This is a genomic window from Pedobacter sp. GW822-FHT03F06 (assembly GCF_058801365.1).
This window is the reverse complement of sequence record NZ_JBXANE010000003.1, coordinates 239,431-257,765: the sequence shown is the minus strand read 5'-3', so window position 1 is coordinate 257,765 and position 18,335 is coordinate 239,431. Positions and strand designations below refer to the sequence as shown.

Genomic DNA, 18,335 nt, shown 5'->3' with positions numbered 1-18,335 from the left:
AATTCGGGTTTTATCTCAAAATCAGAAATATATACATTCCGAACACATAATAGCGAATGAAGTGAGATCTTTGGCGACTCATTAAGTCCGGACTTTCTTCTCCTTCTTAATTTAGATTATAGTTTATATGTTAAAGTGGTGTAGTACATTGCTCCAATTGACGGCCCTCCCAGATAGGAGTAATAATAATTATTGAGCACATTCGTGCCACCAACTTTTATATCAAGCTTTCCACCAAGTAGCGTAGCGTTTATTTCAGTGTCCATGCTTCCAAAAGCACCAACCTGTCCGTTGACTAAAAAAGACTGCCAGTAATAGCTGCTTTGGTGGCGGTAACTTGCCTGGAAACCTAATCTGCCGAGCAAATGATCACCACCCAATGATATATTGCTCATCCAATTGGGCGTATTAAAGCCATCCTCAAAACTATCAGTATTCTCGCTTCGACTCAGATTGGCATAAGTTAGGTTCCCGCTTATGAGATACTTCTGTAAAAAATGATAAGAGAGGCCCAAACTTCCGCCCACATTATATACAATACTTCTTGAATTCGTATATAGCCTATATCTTGATTGCCTGTTTCTATCATTAAGGGCAGTAGGAATAGCGTCAGGGCTATCCACATTTGGAACATTCATCTCTACTTGGGCAATAAAATTTTTATACTTATTGTAGTAAACATCAGCATCTACTTTTAACCTTGATCCAGAAAATATGCCCCTATATCCCAGTTCGAAAGACTTGATTTTTTCCGGATCAAGGTAGCTGTAATAATTTTTGATGAGTAACCCTTTTTGTCGTTCTATTCCGGTATTGGTGGCTATGCCATTATTGAAATCTGCAGTTACTGCCGCTTGAAACCGGTCTATCGAACTTCTGAGATAAGCATTTTCAAATACACCATTCGACATTATTTTCAGTCCCCCAACTCTTCGCACCCCACCACTGTTAACATTTGAAAAGGCTTCAAATATACTTGGAAACCTGGAGCCGCTTTGAAATGAAAACCGTACACTTTGACCATTACCTGGGCTGATTATAGCCGCAATACGTGGGTTGTAGGTAATAGGGAAATAATCATTCCTGTCGGCTCTGATCGTTGCGATAACTTTAACCAAATCCTTAACTAGTGTTTTCCCTGCCTGAAGAAAAGCACCGGTTTTAGCATAAGAAAATGATGTGAACTGATCCTGGGCAACCGGATTGATAAAATAATTGCCATCAGGATTGATCAGGTAGGCCTGGTAATCCATACCTCCAATGACTTCAAGTCCGGTGTTTCTTATAAAGTCTTTATTAATCGCTCCGGACAAATCAAGCTGGACTTCTCCCTTGACCAATTTGTCCTTAACCCTCAAGGCCGCGCCTATATCCCAATTGTTGATATCAGAGAGTTCGCGAAGTTTTGAATTAAATGCCTCTGTATCGGGCTGGGGGCGGCCTAGGTCAGCAGTTTGCCTGGCAATGTTGAAAGCCTCGGTCACCGTGTTTCCGGCTTGTGAGACCGCCCCATTAAAAGCCGAAGTGTAATCTGCAAACCATCGATTATCGCTTTTGAAACTTTTATCCATATTTTCTGCCGCAGATCTAAGGTTATATGATCTGCCTGTATTTTCGCTTGTAACAAATGCCCTGGCCTGAATGATACCACCTTTGTATTCTGCCGCGTGTTGCTGAAGAGTATAGTCCTTTAAAGCAAATCTGTTTGCTCTCTGATAAACATTGTTGATCTGTGCAAATCTGTAGCTATAGCTTAGGGTAGAGCTTGTTGATAATTTATACTTCAGACCAAGATCCACCTTGATGTTTTTGATATCGTAATCAGTCATTTCACTTTCCCGGTATCCTGTTCTTGATATCTGATATTGTCTGCCCTGAAGGGTAATTCTTCGCCTGTTCGAGGATTCATTTCCGTAACCACTTACCGGATCATATGCCGGGTTTTGAATTCCCCCGCTAATGCCTAATCCCGCATTTGCAAGCGGATTTAGGTCATCCGTATTATTGGCCACCCAGTCAAAGCCTTTCATGTAACCGATATTGATCTTAAAGGCCAGACGTTCTGAAATTTTTTGAGCAATCCGAACATTACTTTCCGAGAATAGCTTTGCCGGCGAATTTGCATCATTGATGTGCGTAATGCCTGTCTTTTGTTGAAAGGTTATTCCCTCGCTGGTAAAGGGATCTTTGGTAATAAAGTTAGCTAGACCATTTATCGCATTTAAACCATAGAGTGCCGAGACCGTTCCCGGGAGGATTTCAACCTTTTCAATATCAAGATCGCTCGGGCCCATTGCATTCCCGATTGGAGCTCCGATATGAGGTGCCTGATTGTCAAAGCCGTCTACCATCTGGGTAAACCGAACGTTAGTAGTGTTGGCAAATCCTCTGGTATTGATTATCCTAAATCCCATACTTGGGGTTAACATCTGTATGCCTTTGACATTTTCCAATGCATCAAAAAAACTGGGCGAGGCACTCCTTGCAAAAAAGTCTGCTTTAAGCAGCTCAATGCTTACGGGTGCTTTTAGTATGTTTTCAGCAGTTCTGGAGGCAGAAACGACAACTTCACCAAGTATTTTAGTTTTTAAAGTGTCCAGTGTACTTTTATCTGGCTTTGCTACCTGGGCCAGTAAACTGCCAGATAATAAACATGATGCTTGGATTAACAATAATAATCTGCGTGATAGGTTGCGCATAAGAATTTTAGGTAGTTCAGTTATTAAAATGCTTCTGCCCGCTCTTAATTTTATAAAGGTGTAGAATTTGTGGAAAAAGTGCATCCATGTATTCTTCGGCTCCGGTTTTCGAGCCTGGGAAAGTCAATACTAAAGTATTGCCAATAGAGCCTGCTACACCTCTGGATAGCATGGCATAAGGCATGCGCTGCTGACCGTAGTTCCTGGCTGTTTCCATTACCCCGCCAATGGTTTGATCAAGTAAGGGATTAATGGCGTCAGGGGTAACATCTCTTGGAGAAAGTCCCGTTCCTCCGGTAAAGATCAACAAGTCAATCCCGCTTTGCGACAATTCAATCGCATTTTGCCTGATCGCATCTATCTCGTCCGGAAGGATTTTGTAGTGCTCGCAGTTAATATCAAAATCTTTAAGTCCTTCGATAATAGATTTTCCTGAAACATCTATTGCCTTACCTTCAAATACTGAATCTGAACACACAATCACTGCAGCTTTGAGATTCGGAAATTTTAATTGTTTTAAATCCGATTTTCCACCTGACTTTTTTATCAGCCTTACATTTTCAATTTCTATACCCTTATCAACTGGTTTGAGCATATCATATAGGGTTAGGGCAGTAACCGTAGCGCCATGCATGGCTTCAACCTCTACTCCGGTTTTGTAAATGGTATGCACCTCAACGGAAATCAATATCCTTAGGCCTTCAATCTCATAATTAATCGCGGTGTATTCGATGGGGAGTGGATGACAGTCCGGAATCACCTCACTTGTACGCTTGACGCCAAACAGCCCCGCTACACGCGCAAATTCAAAAACATCACCCTTTGGGATTTTTCTCTGTACAATAGCATCTATAGTTTCCTGTCCGGAAACCTTCACTGTAGCACTCGCTATGGCAATTCTTAAACTATTTGATTTTTTTGTGATATTTACCATGTTATATGTTTTCTTTCCATTGGTGGGTATTATCCTCAAATATCTCTTTGCCCCAAATTGGTACATCTTTTTTGATCCTTTCCACCAGCTCATTACAGGCATCTATTGCTGGTTTTCGGTGCGCTGAGGAGGTGAATACGAAAAGGCATATTTCACCCGCTTGGATCTGGCCGAGGCTGTGGTAAACGTGCAAGCAGTTGAGGGGGTACTTTTGGAATAGCGACTCCCTAATCTCATCAATTTTTGGTAAGGCCAATTCTATGTATGTGGTGTAGTTGATTGCGGCTACGAAATGATTATCTACCTGATCGCGTCTAACCTGCCCCAAAAATATGCTGTGCCCTCCGATGCCTGTCTTGGTAGCATGGTTGGCAATGCTCAATGCTATGAAATCCGAAGTTATCGGTCCTTCAATAAATACGTTTTTAACTTTTCTTTCATTTTTCATAATCTATCTCGTTGTGATCCCAGTTTAAAAATCCCACCTTTCAAGCTGTAGATATTTTTCGTATTTGCATACCGCTCAAACAAAATCTCCGCTGCTGCCAGGCTTCTGATTCCATATTGACAAATGAGGATGATGTTCTCTGCCTTCAAATCTCCATCCAAAAATATTGGGAGTTCAGATAATGGAATTTTCTTAACAGCTAAACCAGGTAAATCTGGTTGCTCATGCCTTTCCCTAACGTCCAGAATCAAAGTAGATCCCAGTTCAATCAGTTCCAGTACCTTATCAAAGGTTATTTCTCTTACGGCCTTTGCAGAAGAATTACTTCCATAATGATGGGCTAGGAAATCCTCCTCTGTCTCAGGAAGCTTGTAATCTTTTCCTTTAGATATATTAAGTTCATATCTGGCCAGGGTGAGCATATTAAGATGGGAAAGTTTATTAATCAATGTGCTGCCAATATTGGCGATCAGCTTAATTATCTCCGCTGCGGCCATGGTTCCGATAATTCCAGGCAATACACCTATAATGCCATTTTCAGCGCAATTGGCAATCTCACCTGCTTTTGGGGGAATGGGAAAAAGATCACGATAATTAGTCGCTTCTCTCGTCTCCTCTGCAATATTGAAAATTGCGAGCTGACCCTCGAATCCGGAAACGGCGGCAAAGACCAGTGGTTTTTTGAGTAGGGTACAGGCATCATTGATAAGGTATCTGGATTCAAAGTTGTCCGTGCCATCCAGAATGAAATCGTAATCTTTCAAGATGGCTAGAATGTTTTCCTTTTTTAGTCTCAGATTATAGGCAGTAACACTGATTTCAGGGTTTGCCTCGTTCAATCGAGCGGCCGCTGTTTGCGCCTTGGGCTTTCCGATATCGGATTGCCTATATAGAATTTGCCTGTGGAGATTTGTTATGGAAACTAGATCATCATCCACTATCCCAATATTGCCCACGCCTGCGGCGGCGAGATATTGTAGGGAAGGGCATCCAAGTCCGCCGGCCCCGATGACCAGAACGCTTGCAGATGCAAGTGAATCCTGAGCAGCTATCCCAAAACCGTGTAAAATAATTTGTCTATTGTATCGTTCGCCAAGCATTTTATTATCCTCCGGAAAAAGGTGGCATGATGGCAATAATATCGTGGTTAGCGAGTGATTGTTTTGATTGTATAATATCTTGATTTACAGCTATTTTATATTTTACTTCGCTTAATCTGGGAAATCTTTCTTCTAGATGCTTTTTTAGCACATCGGTATCGCCAATTGAGCGGATGTCAATTTTCTGAATGGGAATGAATTCAGAAATGTGCCCAAAACTAATAATCTCTATTTCCATATTTTACAATTTTAATTCTATAACTGGTAAATGTAAATACTAACTAGTTGCCTTTGCGATAGCGAGACTTGATGGAAACTTTTCATAAATACCATCTCAAATTTCAAGCTTTGTTAAAAAATAATCTGAGCCTCACCAAGGCAACTATTGTTCAATATATACTTTCGTAACTTGTGCGATTTTTTCTTTTTTCTATTGGTAATCTAATTCAATGATAAAAAGGAATTGGTAAATGATCAAACTTTGACAAATAGTTAATGCGGTAGCTTTATTATCCTGACCATTTCTCCTGCCCAGAATTCCTGACGCTCTTCATCTAAAACGATTAAACAGTTAGCCTGAGCAAAAGATCGTAAACGATAGGATTCCTGTGCGCTTAAGGCCTGCACTTTGCCTTCATCATATCTACCCTTTAAAAAGTGTGTCAAACCCAAGGGTTTTTTAATTTCATGATCAAGCTGGGCAAACATTTCCTTGGCGCTATTGTCTTTTTTTGATAGTGCCTTTATTGCCGGTAAAACATAGTTGTAATAACAGCTCATCACGGATGAAGGGTTTCCCGGTAGGCCAAAAATTAACTTTTTGCCGATAGTTCCAAAATAAAGCGGCTTTCCGGGTTTTTGTTTTATTTTATGGAATCTCTGAATAATCCCGCATTTTTCAGTCGCCTGAACCACAAAGTCATATTCGCCTACACTGACTCCCCCTGTTAACAGAATTACATCGTGAATAGCCAACGCCTCCGTTAAGACACCTGTTAGAAATTGTAAATCATCTTTTGCATTAAATATATTAATCTGATTGAGCCCTTCATTTTCGAGCGCAGCAGTTAACGAATAGGAATTAGATTCATAAACCTGGCCAAATGATAGTGGTTTTCCAGGTTTTTGTAATTCGTTGCCTGTTAAAATAATCCCAATAGTTGGATTAGGGAAAACCTCAACCTCGGTAACGCCGATACCTGCCAGAAATCCAATTGCAGCTGGGCCAAGTAAATTTCCCATTTGCATGGCTAATTCCCCAGCTTTAATTTCCGAACCCTTTTCACGGACGTGATCACCAAGTTTAACCCCCGTAGTGTTAAAACTGATTTTTTGATCAACCCTGCTGATTTTTTCCTGCATGATCACCGTGTCAGCATCCTCGGGAAGGGGCGCTCCGGTAAATATTCTTATCGCCTCTCCCTGATTTAAATTCATTGGCGTAGTAATTCCAGCGGCCATTTCTCCAGTTAACTCATAGCTCTTGGCATTTTTATCATACTTTATGGCATATCCATCCATAGAGGATTGCCGAAAACCGGGTATATCATAAGCCGAATATACATCACTTGCCAAGACTAATCCCGAGGCTTGGGATAAGACTATTCTTGCCGGGCTCAGCGGTGTGGCATATTGCGAAACAGTTGTTTTTGCTTGTGTGACTGTGAGCATTATCCTCCTATTGATATCATACTTCTATTATTTATCGCACGGGGATCTAATTGTTCGAAATGACTTAACAGCTGTCCTCCGAGTTCTTTTTTCTTCTCCCAAATGCAGCTCAAAATAAGGGGTAAAATAGCTTCCCCTTTTCTTAATGGTGCGAGCAAATCGGTTTCTCCGTTTGAGAATAGACAGTTTTTAAGCTTTCCATCTGCTGTCAGCCTCATTCTGTTGCAAGTGCCGCAAAATGGCGCGGTCATCGTACTGATTATAGCGAATGATCCCTGATGCCCTGGTATCATAAAGTGTTTGGCCGTATCGTGCGGACTTCCCAGTAATGGAAGTATGGTATAATCTTTTTGTACCTCGCTAAGGATTTCTTGTAAAGAAAACATTTTGTTACTGGTCCATCTATTTCCTTCAAAGGGCATAAATTCAATAAATCTAACCTCAATGGAATTGTGTTTTGTCCAATAGATAAAATCATTTATCTCATTTTCGTTGAGCCCCTTCATCACAACCATATTGATTTTAACCTTTATTCCCTCATGTAGTAACAGCTCAATATTGCTCCTTACCTGATGAAAGACATCGCGGCGGGTGATCAGTAAAAATTTTTCAGGCTGCAGTGTATCCAGGCTAATATTAATCGTTTTTATGCCAGCCTCTTTTAAAACGGGAAACATTTCGGCGATTCTGGTACCATTAGTAGTGATAACAAGTTCTACCGGAAGCTTTCCAAGCGCAGAGATAATCTGTGCTGCATCTTTGCGTACGAGTGGTTCTCCACCGGTAAGCCTTATTTTTTTTACACCTTGTTCTACTAAGACCCTGGCTATCTCAATAATCTCATCAGTTTGCATCAGCCTGGATTGAGTTGTAAATTCGTGATCTTCCTCGGGCATGCAATAAAAGCAACGAAAATTGCAGTTATCTGTCAGCGATATACGCAGATAATCATGTATTCTTCCAAACGAGTCTCTTATCATTGGTTTTTTGTTAGTGTTTTGTAATCTTGATCGTAGTCTATATCAATCTTTCCCTTTGGGAACTCAATACTTTCTAAATCTTCGGGGTTTGATTTTAATATTGGTTTAGAGCCGCTATCGCCTTTAAGTGAGCACAAGGCAGTAAAATATTTTTTATCAAATAATGCTGGGGTACCATTAATATTCTCATAACTGCTTGCTATAATGCCTTTTCCTGTTTCTTTGGATTTATCAACCAAGGCAACAAATACTAATGATGAAATATGGGGCTGGTCTGAAACGCTAATAATTACATTATCCAAGGCAGGGGAATTTTCAAGGAGTGAGGAAAGACCAACTGCTATACTGGACGAGATTCCGTCCACCCATGATTCATTAATTATGGTAATTATGCTTTTTGGTAAGAATACAGAAATTTCTGCTGCATAGGTGCCGAGAACGACAAGTAAAGGAGAGAACCCGGTTGCCAGTGCCGCATCAACAGCCACCTGAATAAGCGTTTTTCCCTTGATCTTTAGTAGCTGTTTTGGGTGACCGAGCCGACCCGAATTACCTGCAGATAGAATGATGATACCCGTTTGCATAATTATGCTTTTTTCTAAATTGAATGAATCGAACTCATTTTCTCTTTTAATTTACTGGCTGATCTTGAGGAAAATACTGTTTTGATTTCCGCAATGATTGATATTGCTATTTCCTCTGGAGTCTCCGCGCCAATATCCAGTCCTATCGGTCCGTGTATCCGGTCAATATTATCCTGGTTATTCGAAGAGATTTCGTTGAGCATCCTTATTAATTTGCTTTTAGGCCCCAGTGTTCCGATATATCCGGTATCAATGCTCAGGAGTTGACTGAGTATGGCCAGGTCATAGTTGTAGTTATGTGTCATTAAAACGAAGGCGCTCCTTTTATCGATTGCCAGCTGAGAAAGGACCTTTTCCGGCTTTGCAACAAGAACCTGATCTGCTTCAGGAAATCGCTGGGGTGTTGCATGTGTAGGACGGCCATCAACGACCACCACATTCCATCCGATTAAATGGGCAATTTGCGAAAGTGGCTGTGCATCATTGCCTCCCCCAACGATTATTATCGAAATGGGCGGAGGTAGAAATTCTAAAAACGCACTTATTTTTTCTCCTTCATCGGATAAATAATCTTTAAAGAATGAACGCTTCCCATCCAGGACAATCTGAAGATCCGTTTTTAATCCTTCAGGTGCATTCAATATCACCAACTTATACTCATCCCAGGATTTTAGAGCAAGGTAGGTTCCAATCTGATGCTTGTTCTCTAGTGAAAAAAGTACCGCAATTGCTGCATTTTCCCGGAATCGAGATGTCCATTCAAGAATGGAAATCGGAGTATTCTTGCTGGTGGGATCAATGGGCTCGAAGAGTATATGGACGATGCCGTTACAGCCCAATTGAACCCCGAACTTGGCATCATCCTCATCAGTGGTGTCATAAGTCACCAACCGGTTTTCCCCGGCATGAATTACCGAAAGCGCTTTTCGCAAAGCATCCCCCTCTAAACATCCCCCACTTATTGCTCCGGTTAGAACGCCCTCATCAGTAACCAACATTCTCGCTCCGGCACGCCGGTAAGATGAGCCATCCACCTTTACCACCGTAGCCAATGCAGTTTTTCTATTTTCAGAAACAGCTTGTCGGTATGCTTTGATGATATCCTGTATTTCTTTCATGCTATGTTAAGTTACCCAAATGCAAAATCAATCCTTTTTCTTCGAAGAAGTGTTTATTGCAACCCAGTTAAAGGTCATCGTTATCATTTTCGGTTTTCCAATGGTTGAAGCGAAGTGATTCTATCTCTTATCTATCTTGCCAAGAGAATGCGCCCTTAAATTTTCTATACTCATTACAGGGCTGATGTCCTATTTTATAAGTGGCAGTATGATTATTTTACAAACAAATATCCAGATATAAAATTTGTTGCGCTAACGAAATTCAAAGAATTGATTAAGAATATCAAATATTTTCATCAGCCTGATTTCAAGCTAAACGAATCTTTGCCGCCTTTTTTTTACAAATAGATTTGCTTGTTGTAAAGGATTAAAATAGTAAAGCCACGAGATCCGGGGCAAAATAATTATTGTTTTTATACAAGGACTGTGATTCGTGTAAAACAAGTTAATAAACCCCGTGTAATTCATTTATTGACGCTAAGGACAGCATTAGTTATTTTTATAGTTAAATTTTGGGAGAAAGAATGTTTTAATATTGTTTGAAATTCTTAATTTCGTTTATGAAAAAAATGGTTTCTTACTCAAGCCTGGATGTAAATGACACTCACATCAGTAAAAGCCGTGGGTTTAACGTTCAGTGCTCGTTAGCATCTGATAGTGCGATGACTACCTATAGCCGTAAAGATTTCTATAAAATTTGTCTCTACATCGGAGAATGTATTATAGAATATGCAGATCGCTCGATTCATACGGAAGGCATAACTCTATTTTTTGGCACGCCACGTATTCCATATGCATGGGAGGACATTGCGAAAGTTAAGGCCTATTCCTGTCTATTTACTGAAGAGTTTCTAAAAACAAACAATAATTCAGAAAGCCTCCAACAATCTCCATTATTCAAGATTGGTGGTACCCCTATTTTTAACCTTAGTCAGGAACAGGCAGATCCAATTATCGATATAATGGAGAAATTGATCAGGGGCTATACCGCTGACTATTTATATCGTGATGATCTAGCCCGAAATTATGTTAATCTTATTATTCATGAAGCGCTTAGGATGGAGCCCTCCTCTAATTACAAAACGCCCAATAAAGGATCGTCAAGAGTAGCCTCGCTATTTCTGGAACTCCTTGAACGGCAGTTTCCAATAGAATCGCCAAATGATCCACTTAGGTTAAGAAACGCTAACGATTTTGCTGAGAACCTGGCCATTCATGTCAATCATCTCAACCGATCGATGAGGGAGGCTACCGGGAAATCAACCACTACGCACATCATTGAGCGGATCGTTACAGAGGCGAAGGCTTTGCTAAGGCACACAGATTGGAGTGTAGCCGAAATAGCCTTTAGCCTCGGATTCGATTACCCGACCTATTTCAATAATTATTTTAAGAAGCAAACCGGAATCAATCCAACAACATTTCGGGAAATGCCTGTTTAATCACGTATTTACGGTTGATGTCCAAAGGATTCGCTGAGGTATGTGTCAATATGCTCATCAATCGACGTTGCGCCTGTGTCATTACACCTAGTCGAACCGGTTAAAATATTTGAAATGCTTAAGTATTTGTTTGTTAATCATTATCCTTACAGTAGGAATCTTTGCAAATTTGTTTAAAATGATTCACCAGAACTTTAAAAGCTTATACAGGCACAAATGATGTATATGGGTTAGGTAGCGAGCCGGGATGAAGATCTCGGTTTTCTTTTTTATAATAAGCGACCTTTATATGGACATAAAAATTACTGCGGCAGGTAAGGAATCCAGACGCTATTCATCCCACGATCACAGCTCAATGGAAATACATTTGAAAAGCTTAATCTTTGGTTTGATTTTCTTTATTGACCTTATCTTTTACCGGTTAATTTTGTATAATGATATTTCTTGAAGAGATTCTGATACTTATAAAAGAGGAGTCGTCAGATTCTAAATATGCCCTTTGGTAGATTAGTGCGAGACTTAAAGAATCGTGTTCTGAATATTAAGTTTTATAAACAATATTTGTTCGCTTTAACCGCTAATGCCACAAAAATAGATGAGATTATTTATCAAACGCTTAATAAAAAAAATAATGCCTGAGAAAGTCAGAGAATCTAATTTGTATTTACCGGACCATGGACTAAGCATTCATGCGGGGAGTGGTATGTTTTCAGCATATGATGATAAGCGGTGTTGGTTAAGTTTTACGCACTTTGTTGATGCAAAGGATTGCAACTATTTATATATCACTTCTCATCAGGGCGATAGTAATGCCAGTCTGCAAAGAGGTTTTCCGTTCTATAAGTCCATTATGCTGGAAAAGGATTTCTTCTCTGAGCGCCATTTCGAATTTATGAACTCGGCGTTTGGTAGATTACCCATTCACCAAACGTTATTGCTTTCTGTTTCGCAAAATATTGAATATGAGTTGATGGTAGATAAAATTGAGTCTATTAATAGCTGTCAATACAAATTCAAGAAAGAGTACCTTCAACAGTTGATTTTTCTGCTCATTCACTTTTCCATTAAAAATTTCGATAAATCAGCCGCATTACAATCATCATCCGGTACGCCTGGGAAGGTAAGCAAACAAATTTGTGATAACTATATATATTCCTTAAACTGATCAATCAGATTATATTGCGACCGAAAAATTGTTGTCAGGTGATGAAATCATTAAATGGGGAAAATACGCCTCCGGCATTTAGCATTGTGGCAGTATGTGCCCGTAGCTGTCGAATGCCATTGGATGATAATTGTCTTCTCCAAAAGTCCCCCGCAGTAATTTTATCATAAACCAACTAATATCAATAGACGGTGGGGTAAGGGTGATCTGCAAACCGAATGCCCTGGGCGAAATAAGTTTTGATATATAATTTTCGTTACTTAAAACGCTCTACTCAGGTCTGTTACTACACTTGTCAAGTACACAAGACATCAGATATCACCTATAAATTTACCAGTTTATAGATGATATCTGATGTTCAGCCGCTGAAAAAAAATATGTTTCCAAATTTACATATATCTCAAAAAAGACAAGAATGATCCGCTGTTTGGTTTTAGGGACTAAACTTATTTCGACTTTTTCCTTACTGATGATTTCTCAGTTGGAATATATGCACCAGTTTCTATCCATTTTTTGAAGGATGCTGCAAAAGATTGATGACTTACTGGAGGAAGTGTTCGGCCTTCACCAGGATTCCAGCCACCCAAAACCAGACTATCTGAAGTGACGTGATCAATCAGCTGTTGTTTGGTTTTTCCACCATTTGTTTTTGGATTCAATAACTGGACGGCCAGTTCACGTGGAGACTTGCCCTGAAATACCATCTTCATATTTGCCGGAGGAAGGTGCCAATTTGGGTTGCCGGGTGGCGTATGGAGTCCGGGCGTGTTTGTATCCTGGTGACAATTTTTACATTTCATTGCATAAACACCTTTGCCCTCAAGCCCTCGCTGCGGAAGCATAGTATGGATATGGCTATCATCACCCTGCAATGGAACATCTCCTGAAGGATGGCAGTTCATACATCTTGGATGTTTCAAAACCGCATAAGCTTCCATAAAAGCTTTTCTTGAAGCGATACTGTCATTTTTAGCGTTCATGGGAACTATAAAGACGTGTTTCTCGCTCTTAGATGATAAGGAAACAAGCCCGCTAAATATTAGTGCTATGGCAATAAAGGTGCCATATCGATTCATGCTACTCTTTTTAATTTTCATTTTATTTGCTTCCATATTAGATATTTTTCAACTTGTAGTTTATAAAAGGTAGGTCATATATGCGCATGCCGGTTGCCGCAAAAATTGCGTTTGCTATCGCAGGGGCAGTGGGCGGTACAGCACATTCTCCAGCTCCTCCCATTTTTTCTCTGCTTTCCACAATAAAAACGTTGATTTTCGGGGCCTCGTGCATTCTGGTAATTCTGTAATCGTAGAAATTGTTCTGTTGCAGCACACCTCCCTTGATGGTCAGCTCACCATAAACAGCCATACTTTGACCGAAAATAATTCCGCTTTCCATCTGGGCCTTAACACCATCTGGATTCACAGCCAGGCCGCAATCAATAGCGCAGTCGATCTGGTGCACTTTTACTGCATGATCAATAATACTTATCCGGGCAATTATGGCCACGTAGCTTCCAAATGCCTCATGTACGGCAATTCCCTTGAATTGGCCTTTGGCAAGTGATTCATTCCATTTTCCTTTAGCGGCTACCAAATTTAATGCAGCAAGGTGTCTAGGATGGTCTTTCAGTAATTCCTGTCTGTATGCCAAGGGATCCCGTCCAGCTTTGTGGGCCAGCTCATCGATTAATGTCTCCATGACATAACCAGTGTGTGTGCCGCCAACTGAACGGTACCAAAGTACAGGAACAACTTCTTTTGTAGTATGAAGGCCGACAAAATGATCATTTATACCTGATAGGTACGGGGAACCCTTAACACCCTCTACACTTGTATCATCAACCGGTGGAGCAGGTCCAAATAAAGCCGTTGCATCTGCCATAATGGACTGGCTTACGATATTGTGATTCCATGCGATAGGATGTCCGTTTTCGTCGGTACCAATTTTTATCTTATGTATGCAGAAAGGCCTATAATAGCCGCTCTTCAGATCATCTTCCCTGCTCCAGACCATTTTAATCTTTTTACCGCTAGCCTTTGCAATATGCACTGCCTCACTGACAAAATCAGATGCAGGAGTAGCTCTTCGCCCGAAGCCTCCACCGAGAAAAGGAACATTTATTTTAACCTGGTCAGGTTTGAAACCCAATATCTTTGCAGCAGTCGCCTGTTCGCCGCCAGGAAGCTGCGTGCCGGTCCAAATTTCACAAATATCTTTATCTATACTTACCGTACAGTTAAGAGGCTCCATCGCTGCATGAGCAAGATATGGAAATACATATTCTGCACTATAAATGCGATCTGCTTTCATCATGCGCAGTTTTTCATTTCCTCTTTTCTGGACGATCAAACCATCCCTGGATGCGATCTTACGGTAGGCGGCAGTCTGGGTCACAGTATCCAGATTTTGCCCTGAACCGGATTCCCACTCGATTTTCAGCGCCTTTCTGCCTTGCATCGCCGCCCAGTAATGCTCCGCCAATACAGCAATTCCGGTAGGGATTTGCACAACCTCTTTTACCCCAGAAACCAACCTAGCCTGATCTGCATTAAAGGACTTTACCTTTCCGCCAAAAACAGGCGCATGTGCCACAACAGCTGTCAGAAGTCCGGGTAATTTTATATCTATGCCATACTCTGCCTGCCCATTGGTCTTTACCTTCGCATCCATGCGCTTGGTTCCCTTGCCAATGTATCTCCAGCTTTGCTCGGCACGAAGCGAAACTTTTTCAGGTACCGGAAGTTTTGCAGAAGCATTGGCAAGCTCTCCATAGGTATACTGCTTGTTGCCTGCGGTCACTACACCTGAGGCGGTCTTGCACTCAGTCAAAGGAACACCGGAAGCTGCAGCGGCGGCCTGAAGCAATAGCGTTCTCGCTGTTGCACCTGCATTGCGGTAACGATCGAATTCTGACCATGTGGTGGATGAGCCTCCGGTGATCTGGATTCCATAGCCGGTATGGTTGAACGCTTTGTCGGCTGTTCCATGTTTGATAATAATCCGCTCAAGATCAACATCCAGCTCATCGGCGATCAGCATGGGAAGCGTGGTCCAAATGCCCTGGCCCATTTCGACGTGGCTCAGATAAACCAGAATACTGTCGTCCGATCCAATCTGGAGAAAAGCATTGGGCTTAAAAGTCCCTTCATTTTTGCCCAAAAGGTTCGTCAGTTTGTTTGCCTGGGGAATGGTAAAGGAAATCAGTAATCCGCCGCCCAAGAGCGCTCCCGATTGTATAAATTTGCGTCTATTCATGACTTTTGCCCTCCCGCTGCATTTTTGCTGCCAAATGTATCGCCGATCTGATCTTTGGGTAAGTCCCACATCTGCAAATATTACCTGACATCGCCATATCAATATCCTCATCACTCGGAGAGGGATTCTCTCTGAGTAATACAGCAGCCGACATTAATTGACCTGACTGGCAATACCCACATTGAGGTACATCCTGCTCAACCCACGCTTTTTGAAGGACATGTTCTTCATTGACCGATAGGCCTTCAATGGTCACAATTTCCTGTCCAACAGCTCTTGAAACCTTAGTAACGCAGGATCGAACGGCCTCGCCGTTGAGGTGTACCGTACATGCCCCACACTGGGCTACCCCACATCCGAATTTAGTGCCGGTAAGTCCTACCAGATCCCGGATTGCCCACAATAAGGGCATATCCGGATCGGCCTCTACCTCATACGACCGTTTATTGATGTTTAGTGTTATCATATGTTCTGATAATTAATGCTTGCTGAAAAAAAACTGATTCGAACGATTAATACCCATTCCTAATTCCCTTTCAAAATTGGAATAGGAGTTTATGGATCTACTTTAAAAGAGCGGCATTGAGGCCCTATAGCCCAACTGAAGGCTCAATCTATAAATATTCCTCTATACCCCTAAATTAAGGATTTATCCTACAAAGATATGCCGAGGATCGTTTTTTAATTAACGGAAATCAAATAAAATGTTAAGTTTTTCAATCATTTATGCCGTAATGAATTGTGTATGTATCGTTTTAAGATCCAAGCCCCCGACGCACATAATGTGCAAACATCTTTCTAGGCTTTACACTTAAAGAGATATTTGCTTCAAATTAGTAAAATTTGTTTGAAATGCTTAATAATTTGTTTGATAATTATTATCTGTCCATTGTATAGACCATTATTTTTGTAGCATAGTTTATTTAAGTGATTTTTATATACAAAGTTTTCATAGGTAGATGACGGTTTGGCGGGATGGATTTTCCGCCTTACTCTTTTTATGACCCTTCCTGAAAAGTTTAATCATCAATGAGGTTTCCATTTCAAGTTGCCTGTAAATCAAACCCTCAGAATCCACCTCTTTTAAATAGTCGCCTTGTCACCAGAATAAAAAATATCGGCACAATCAAAAAATATACTGAACACCTCAGTTTGAGATAGACCGTCTGCAAGTGATTGATGACTTGTGAAAGGAAATAAGATATTTTGTAGAGGTTTAAACTTTATGCGAATGCGCCCTGTATCGATGTAAACATTTTGATTAATTCGCTTTCGTCTTTCCATTATCATACATCACCGAAGGGAACTAGCGGTTTTTATTTTGGCTAAATATCAAAGTTTTAACAGAAACCTTCTTGGAGAGCAGGTTGATTATTTGATTTTCTTACACATCTGTTTGAATATTATAATCCTCACCTGAATGTCGTTGATTAACTTTGATTATCAGAAATAAGGCCGAAAAATGTAGATTATTTTGGGTTCTGACCTGAGGGGCGAGATAGCGAGCGACTGGTACAGCATGTTCTAAACATATTCCGATTTAGAAGTTGCGCTGCTAAAAGTACACTGAAATTCCCTACTGCAACGGCAGCACTTGTTCATTCTAATAATATAAACTTAAATATATGAGAGATAACATTCGATTATTAGTTATTACAACTTTGGTAACTTGTTTTTTAAGCTGTTCAAAGGGAGACAACGATGATCCCATAGATCCAGGTCCTGTGAATCCGCCGTCCCCAACTGCTGTAGAGACGGGTCAGGCCAATACCACTTATCGTTCTGCTTTTGCAGGGCAGACCAGAGTTGCTGGAGTAAGAACAAGTACGCCCATTCAAAACAGAATCCTTACCGCTTCCTTAAATGCACCATGGGGCATTACAAGTTTGCCCGATGGTCGCTTTCTCATTACCGAGAGACAAGGGACGATGCGTATCGTTACGCAAACTGGAAATGTCAGTGCCGCGATTACCGGTATTCCACCAGTTAATTCAAACGGGCAGGGAGGATTGTTAGGCTTATGCATCTCACCGAACTTTTCAACCAATAGAATGGTGTATTGGGTGTTCTCCGAAAATGTAGCAGGAGGAACCCTAACTTCGGTAGCAAAGGGTATGCTATCAGCAAATGAAACCAGCTTGACCAATGTTTCAATAATTTATCGCGCAGGTCCTGCCGCAAACAGCACCGCCCATTATGGCGGGCGTATTCTTTTTGATCAAACCGGAAACCTCATGGTAAGTACCGGTGAGCGTTCAGGTTTAGCTACCCGGCCACTTGCTCAGTCAACCACAGCGGCATTAGGGAAGATTGTTAGAATCACAACAGATGGGGTACCGGCAGCTGGAAACCCGGGCTTTAGCCAAGCTGGCGCTTTATCCGAATTGTATAGTATCGGCCACCGAAATCCGCAAGGCTTGGCACGGCATCCTGTTACAGGTGAATTGTGGCAGAGCGAGCATGGTCCCAGAGGCGGAGATGAAATCAACAGAGTCAACCCAGGCGCCAATTATGGTTGGCCAACGATTACTTACGGCATAGAATACGATGGAGCACGAATTGGTGCCGGCATTCAACAGCAAAATGGATTGGAACAGCCTGTTTATTACTGGGATCCGGTGATCTCCCCAAGCGGAATGACATTTTATGCAGGAAGCCGTATTCCCGAATGGCAAAATAATTTGTTTATTGGCGCCTTATCCGGCCAGCACATCGTCAGGTTGGTTATAGAAAATAACAGGGTTACAGGAGAAGAGAGATTGCTTGCTGGGGAAAATCAAAGATTTCGGGATATTACCCAAGGCGCTGACCAGGCTTTGTATGCGGTTACGGATGCAGGGAGATTATACAGGATAGACAGACAATAGCTATAGAAATGAAATTGAGGAAAATTAGGTTGCTCTTCTTTAAAAATTTGATGCTTTTGTATGCACTGG

Annotated in this window: 15 protein-coding genes; 3 read left to right on the top strand and 12 right to left on the bottom strand. The window is 41.2% G+C overall.

The genetic code is table 11. The annotated features are described in order from the left end of the window. Window positions 1-116: 116 nt before the first annotated feature. The 9 genes from AC1RJ8_RS06570 to AC1RJ8_RS06530 form a co-directional block, all read right to left on the bottom strand. On the bottom strand, window positions 117-2,699 hold the full coding sequence (locus AC1RJ8_RS06570) for a TonB-dependent receptor (protein WP_492953069.1): 2,583 nt from the start codon (window positions 2,697-2,699) through the stop codon (window positions 117-119). Between the two features lie 16 nt (window positions 2,700-2,715). Then, window positions 2,716-3,633 carry a bifunctional molybdenum cofactor biosynthesis protein MoaC/MoaB gene (moaCB, locus tag AC1RJ8_RS06565; RefSeq protein ID WP_492953070.1) on the bottom strand — a complete coding sequence of 306 codons (918 nt, stop codon included), beginning with the start codon at window positions 3,631-3,633 and terminating at the stop codon, window positions 2,716-2,718. 1 nt (window position 3,634) lies between these two features. Further along, window positions 3,635-4,081 carry a molybdenum cofactor biosynthesis protein MoaE gene (locus AC1RJ8_RS06560; RefSeq protein ID WP_492953071.1) on the bottom strand — a complete coding sequence of 149 codons (447 nt, stop codon included), beginning with the start codon at window positions 4,079-4,081 and terminating at the stop codon, window positions 3,635-3,637. Beyond that, window positions 4,078-5,181: a ThiF family adenylyltransferase gene (locus AC1RJ8_RS06555; protein WP_492953072.1), complete on the bottom strand. Its 1,104-nt coding sequence runs from the start codon at window positions 5,179-5,181 to the stop codon at window positions 4,078-4,080. The genes AC1RJ8_RS06560 and AC1RJ8_RS06555 overlap by 4 nt, the downstream gene beginning before the upstream one ends. A 4-nt stretch (window positions 5,182-5,185) precedes the next feature. Next, window positions 5,186-5,419, bottom strand: a complete 234-nt coding sequence (locus tag AC1RJ8_RS06550) for a MoaD/ThiS family protein (RefSeq protein ID WP_492953073.1) — start codon at window positions 5,417-5,419, stop codon at window positions 5,186-5,188. 254 nt (window positions 5,420-5,673) lie between these two features. After that, complete coding sequence (locus tag AC1RJ8_RS06545) at window positions 5,674-6,852, bottom strand: molybdopterin molybdotransferase MoeA (protein WP_492953074.1); 1,179 nt, start codon at window positions 6,850-6,852, stop codon at window positions 5,674-5,676. Beyond that, window positions 6,852-7,832, bottom strand: coding sequence for a GTP 3',8-cyclase MoaA (gene moaA / locus AC1RJ8_RS06540; protein WP_492953075.1), 981 nt, complete (start codon window positions 7,830-7,832; stop codon window positions 6,852-6,854). Before moaA ends, AC1RJ8_RS06545 begins: the two co-directional genes overlap by 1 nt. Then, window positions 7,829-8,416, bottom strand: coding sequence for a nucleotidyltransferase family protein (locus tag AC1RJ8_RS06535; protein WP_492953076.1), 588 nt, complete (start codon window positions 8,414-8,416; stop codon window positions 7,829-7,831). Before AC1RJ8_RS06535 ends, moaA begins: the two co-directional genes overlap by 4 nt. Before the next feature lie 14 nt (window positions 8,417-8,430). After that, complete coding sequence (locus AC1RJ8_RS06530) at window positions 8,431-9,534, bottom strand: XdhC family protein (RefSeq protein ID WP_492953077.1); 1,104 nt, start codon at window positions 9,532-9,534, stop codon at window positions 8,431-8,433. A gap of 560 nt (window positions 9,535-10,094) precedes the next feature. Here AC1RJ8_RS06530 and AC1RJ8_RS06525 point away from each other — a divergent pair. Together AC1RJ8_RS06525 and AC1RJ8_RS06520 are read left to right on the top strand one after the other, a co-directional pair. Beyond that, entirely contained in the window at window positions 10,095-10,976 is an 882-nt protein-coding gene (locus tag AC1RJ8_RS06525; protein WP_492953078.1) for an AraC family transcriptional regulator, read from the top strand. Between the two features lie 631 nt (window positions 10,977-11,607). Next, window positions 11,608-12,141 carry a hypothetical protein gene (locus AC1RJ8_RS06520; RefSeq protein ID WP_492953079.1) on the top strand — a complete coding sequence of 178 codons (534 nt, stop codon included), beginning with the start codon at window positions 11,608-11,610 and terminating at the stop codon, window positions 12,139-12,141. A gap of 446 nt (window positions 12,142-12,587) precedes the next feature. Here AC1RJ8_RS06520 and AC1RJ8_RS06515 read toward each other — a convergent pair whose 3' ends face one another. The 3 genes from AC1RJ8_RS06515 to AC1RJ8_RS06505 are packed head-to-tail and all read right to left on the bottom strand — an operon-like array spanning window position 12,588 to window position 15,865. Beyond that, a complete protein-coding gene (locus AC1RJ8_RS06515; protein ID WP_492953080.1) occupies window positions 12,588-13,253 on the bottom strand; it encodes a hypothetical protein in 666 nt (221 codons plus the stop codon). Window position 13,254: 1 nt separating this feature from the next. After that, the gene (locus AC1RJ8_RS06510) at window positions 13,255-15,399 is read right to left on the bottom strand and encodes a xanthine dehydrogenase family protein molybdopterin-binding subunit (protein WP_492953081.1); all 2,145 of its coding nucleotides are present in this window, start codon (window positions 15,397-15,399) and stop codon (window positions 13,255-13,257) included. Further along, a complete protein-coding gene (locus tag AC1RJ8_RS06505) occupies window positions 15,392-15,865 on the bottom strand; it encodes a (2Fe-2S)-binding protein (RefSeq protein WP_492953082.1) in 474 nt (157 codons plus the stop codon). Before AC1RJ8_RS06505 ends, AC1RJ8_RS06510 begins: the two co-directional genes overlap by 8 nt. 1,159 nt (window positions 15,866-17,024) lie before the next feature. On the opposite strand from AC1RJ8_RS06505, the gene AC1RJ8_RS06500 reads away from it, so the two are divergent. Continuing rightward, the gene (locus AC1RJ8_RS06500) at window positions 17,025-18,266 is read left to right on the top strand and encodes a PQQ-dependent sugar dehydrogenase (protein WP_492953083.1); all 1,242 of its coding nucleotides are present in this window, start codon (window positions 17,025-17,027) and stop codon (window positions 18,264-18,266) included. Window positions 18,267-18,335 lie beyond the last annotated feature (69 nt).

Bases quoted from the DNA above. Each gene is read 5' to 3' on its own strand.
- AC1RJ8_RS06570 (WP_492953069.1), bottom strand. From the start codon at position 2,699: ATGCGCAACCTATCACGCAGATTATTATTGTTAATCCAAGCATCATGT.
- AC1RJ8_RS06535 (WP_492953076.1), bottom strand. From the start codon at position 8,416: ATGCAAACGGGTATCATCATTCTATCTGCAGGTAATTCGGGTCGGCTC.
- AC1RJ8_RS06505 (WP_492953082.1), bottom strand. From the start codon at position 15,865: ATGATAACACTAAACATCAATAAACGGTCGTATGAGGTAGAGGCCGAT.
- moaA (WP_492953075.1), bottom strand. From the start codon at position 7,832: ATGATAAGAGACTCGTTTGGAAGAATACATGATTATCTGCGTATATCG.
- AC1RJ8_RS06525 (WP_492953078.1), top strand. From the start codon at position 10,095: ATGAAAAAAATGGTTTCTTACTCAAGCCTGGATGTAAATGACACTCAC.
- AC1RJ8_RS06510 (WP_492953081.1), bottom strand. From the start codon at position 15,399: ATGAATAGACGCAAATTTATACAATCGGGAGCGCTCTTGGGCGGCGGA.
- AC1RJ8_RS06545 (WP_492953074.1), bottom strand. From the start codon at position 6,852: ATGCTCACAGTCACACAAGCAAAAACAACTGTTTCGCAATATGCCACA.
- AC1RJ8_RS06500 (WP_492953083.1), top strand. From the start codon at position 17,025: ATGAGAGATAACATTCGATTATTAGTTATTACAACTTTGGTAACTTGT.
- AC1RJ8_RS06555 (WP_492953072.1), bottom strand. From the start codon at position 5,181: ATGCTTGGCGAACGATACAATAGACAAATTATTTTACACGGTTTTGGG.
- AC1RJ8_RS06520 (WP_492953079.1), top strand. From the start codon at position 11,608: ATGCCTGAGAAAGTCAGAGAATCTAATTTGTATTTACCGGACCATGGA.
- AC1RJ8_RS06550 (WP_492953073.1), bottom strand. From the start codon at position 5,419: ATGGAAATAGAGATTATTAGTTTTGGGCACATTTCTGAATTCATTCCC.
- moaCB (WP_492953070.1), bottom strand. From the start codon at position 3,633: ATGGTAAATATCACAAAAAAATCAAATAGTTTAAGAATTGCCATAGCG.
- AC1RJ8_RS06560 (WP_492953071.1), bottom strand. From the start codon at position 4,081: ATGAAAAATGAAAGAAAAGTTAAAAACGTATTTATTGAAGGACCGATA.
- AC1RJ8_RS06515 (WP_492953080.1), bottom strand. From the start codon at position 13,253: ATGGAAGCAAATAAAATGAAAATTAAAAAGAGTAGCATGAATCGATAT.
- AC1RJ8_RS06530 (WP_492953077.1), bottom strand. From the start codon at position 9,534: ATGAAAGAAATACAGGATATCATCAAAGCATACCGACAAGCTGTTTCT.